Origin of the sequence: Thioalkalivibrio sp. ALR17-21, assembly GCF_000420185.1 — a bacterium.
Taxonomy (GTDB): Bacteria; Pseudomonadota; Gammaproteobacteria; order Ectothiorhodospirales; family Ectothiorhodospiraceae; genus Thioalkalivibrio; species Thioalkalivibrio halophilus.
The window spans coordinates 1-3,667 of record NZ_ATUL01000053.1 but is presented as its reverse complement, the minus strand read 5'-3'; the positions used below and the strand labels follow the sequence as shown (position 1 = coordinate 3,667).

Below are 3,667 nucleotides of genomic sequence, written 5' to 3'. Positions count from 1 at the left end.
CGAACACCTCACCGTCCAGGGCGAACGCCGCGAACACACCGCCGCCGACCAGCACCTCACCGTCGACGGCACCCTGCACCTGAAGGCGGGTCAGGCCTGGCTGAGCGAGTGCGGCCGCGAACTGCACATCAAGGCCGGACACCAGGTCGTCCTCGACGCCGGCGCCGAAATCACCCTCGAAGCCGGCGGCAGCTTCATCAAGGTCGACCCCTCCGGCGTCACCCTCAGCGGCCCGAACGTCCGCCTCAACTCCGGCGGCAGCCCCGGCTCCGGCAGCGCCCAGCAGGCGCAGGCGCCGGAACTGCCGGGGCACGTGCAGCCGGAACCGAACGAGGGCGCCACCACGCAGGGGCCCGCGGCCCTGCTCAAGCAGCAACTCCTGCTGCACGAGGCGGCCGAGGCCGGCGAAGGCGTGTGCGAAATTTGCCAGGGAAAGGAAGATACCCCATGACCACCCATCAATGGATGATGATCGACGGCGCCCTGAACCCCGGAGCGCTGGGGTCGCTTTATGCCGACAACGCCGCTATCGAGGCCATCGGCGTGCTGCACGGCACCCCGCACAAGGCCATCGCCCAAAGCGGCCCGATCCTGGCGCGGTTTGAAGACGACGACCCCCTGGCGGTTCACTGGCGCAATAACGCACCGCCGGCTCGCCACGCGTGGGCGTTCGACTGCGACCTGGGGCTTTATGCGCTTGCGGCCTTCTGGTATCGCCGGCTGCTTCCGACGGGCCCGATGGGACAGACGCTGTGGTTGCGCTACGCCGATGCACGGGTGATGGAGCGTGGACAGCGCCACCACGCCATGCCCCGCGGGTTCTGGCAAGGCATCACCGGCGTGCGGCTTGCCGCCGATCAGCCGGCCTGGTCGCCACTGCCACAGGAGCCCCGTCCAGCGGGTGCCGCTCGCGACGGGGACCCGGGCCCGGAACCGTTCGCGCTTGACGCCCGGCAGATGGCCGCACTCGCAGCCGGGGAGGCCTCGGCATGAGCGCCGCCGAATGCCCCCTGCTGGCCGCCGTCGTCCCGGTACGTTACGCCATCGGCACCGAGGATGAACCCAGCCCCTTTCTCGAAGGCTTCGGCCTGCCGGAGCTCGAGGGCCGCCTCGTGCCGCCCGACGGCTCCGGCCCGGGCGCGCCGCTTCGCTACGTGGCCCGGCCATTGCGCGACGGCTGGTGCTACCTGTGGCTGGACTGTCAGGCCCGCCTGGTCGAGTACCGGGTTCAGGGCGGTCGGCTGGAGGAGACCCCCCGGGCCGGCGACGTCGTCCTGCCCGCCCCACTCCATTTCCTCCACGCCCCCGCCGGCCGGGTCGCCGCCATCGCCTGGTCCCCGGTTCGCTGGAGCGAGTCGCACTACAACGCCATCAAGGCCGACGCCGGCCTGCGCGGCTCCCTGATGCGCTGCTTCACGCCCGCACAGGCCCCCAACAGCGACCCCGAAGAGTGGTTCGACCAGATTCCGGAGCTCAACGACGCCCCGGCCGAGACCTTCGACTGGAGCTGTGAGCCCGGCCCCTGGATGCCGGACCGGGACACACTGGCCGCCCTGATGGCACACACCGAGATCCAGGCCGTGGCCCTGGTCGACGACCCCTGGGGCGCCGTCATCGAACTGGCCCACCTGGTGCGCCGGGGGCAGGCGCAACGCACCGACTGGCTGGCCAGCGAAGGCGAAGAACGCATCCTGGCCGAGAACATCCTGGCGCTGGACCGCCAGGGCGAGGGCTTTCGCGGGCGGCTTCCGCGGCTGGCCGACCGCGACCGCCTTGAGCAGGCCATCCATCGCCACGGGCGGGAGATCAAGGCCATCGAGCGCAACCTCGACGCCCTGATCGCCGACTGGGAGCGCTGGATGGAGACCCTCTGGGAAGGCGACAGCCCAGACACCATGGCCTCCGCCCAGAGCCACTTCGACCCCTCGCGCGACGCCGACCACGAGGCGATGGAAACCCTCTGGAGCGCGGCCCTTGGCGGCGTGACCCAGCACGAAGCCGGCGCCACCCTGGTCACCAACCTGCTCGACCCCGAAGCGGGCCCGCCCTTCCTGCATGGCGGCCACTCCCTGTGGACGGCGCTGCTGGGGCACTCCACACCGCTGCAACTGGACGATGTCCAGAGTCTCGTCGCGGTCAGCGAGTCCCTGCAGGCGCAGGACTGGGAAACCTGGGCGCACAGCCTCAACCACCTGGCCGGACAGCTCGGCCACGGCCTGAGCACGGCCCGCGAGGGCCTGTTCCTCGTGCTGGTCACCACCGTCGGCCCCATCCTGCGCGAACAGGGCGCCACCTCCGCCCACCGCACCCTGGTCGCCGGCTATCTCGCCGCCGCCCTGGCGCGCAGCGGGCAGCGCCTGAAGGTGGAACCGGTCGCCGCCCGCTCGCTGCTGGACTGGATGAACGAACCCAGCGCCCGGGCCGCCGGCGCCCCGCCGCCGCTGCACCAGATGCGACCCGACCTGCTGCCCGGCCTCGACGGGCGGCAGGCCGCCGCCATCCGGCTGGTCGCCGAGGGCGCCTCCTCCGCCGAGGGCAACCCCTTTCTGCAGCGCGCGCTGCGGGAGACCCCGCTGAAGAGCCTGCTGGTGCTGATGAACGGGTTGATGGTCGTTAATGCCGCCACTCAACTGGCAACCGGAGATCGATCTGTACAGACCGCGACCGCGGCTGCTGGAGGCGGGTTTGGCACCGCCAGCGCCACCGCCGCCACCATCCAGCACTTCGCCCAGATCGACGCCGACGATATCCTCGCCCGCCAGGGCATGTCCGCCGGCTGGCAGGGCGCCTTCGACCGCTACCTGGTCTGGGGGCAGGCCACCAACCTGACCCTGTCAATCACCGCGGTCTTCGACGCCGTCTACTTCGGGTACGGTGCCTGGGAGAGCCACCGCCAGGGCGATCACCGCTCGGGCAACATCCAGGCCGGCATGGCCACCGCCGCCCTCGGCCAGACCGCCGCCGGCGCCCACGCCTTCCACACCTACCGCCAGGCCCGCCAGGCCCTGCACGTCGGGCGCGCCACCCAGGCCGCCAGCACCGCCGCCCGCGCCCGCATCGCCCCGGCCGTGATCCTCTCCCTCACGCTGGTCATCGTCGCCGGCGCGGTCAGCCTGCGCTTCACCCGCGACAACGAACTGGAACAGTGGCTGCGCGGCACCCGCTTCGGCAGCCACCCGGCCGACTGGGCCGGCGACCTGGACGAAGAACTCGGCCGGCTCTACCAGTTGCTCTACCAGCCGCGCATCGCTCTGGAGACCCGCGAGGCCCGCAACCCGCGCTACGGCGATGTCTACCGCTACCGCGTGCTGCTGGTCACCTTCCCCGCCGCCGCGCCCTTCCCCGGCATGTTCACCCTGGAGGCCACCGAACGCTGGCGTACCGGGTTGGTCCGCCACGACGAACGCAGCCGCACCATCACCGAAAAGGATCTCGACCTCGACATCGGTGGCGCGGAGGCTCCCGACGGCCCCGTCTACCGCCTGATCTACCACGACACCCCGGACGGCGACCGCCTGAGCTCCCTCTCCGGCACCCTGTACTATCGCCCGTTCCCCGATCTCACCCTGCCCCCCATCCGGATCGACTAGCCATGCAGCACCTGCGCCGCTTCCTTGCCGACCTCTCCCGCCAGATCGGCCTCGCCGACGAGGTCGTCACCCTGCAC

General features: G+C 71.4%; 2 protein-coding genes and 1 pseudogene. All 3 read left to right on the top strand.

Features of this window, described 5'->3' with window-relative positions; translation table 11 throughout:
• Positions 1 to 451: pseudogene (locus tag G020_RS15570) on the top strand (type VI secretion system tip protein VgrG); the annotation flags it as partial.
• On the top strand, positions 448 to 993 hold the full coding sequence (locus tag G020_RS15365) for a DUF4123 domain-containing protein (RefSeq protein WP_024330087.1): 546 nt from the start codon (positions 448 to 450) through the stop codon (positions 991 to 993). The pseudogene G020_RS15570 and the gene G020_RS15365, both read left to right, overlap by 4 nt.
• Positions 990 to 3,590, top strand: a complete 2,601-nt coding sequence (locus G020_RS15610; protein WP_024330086.1) for a toxin VasX — start codon at positions 990 to 992, stop codon at positions 3,588 to 3,590. Before G020_RS15365 ends, G020_RS15610 begins: the two co-directional genes overlap by 4 nt.
• Positions 3,591 to 3,667 lie beyond the last annotated feature (77 nt).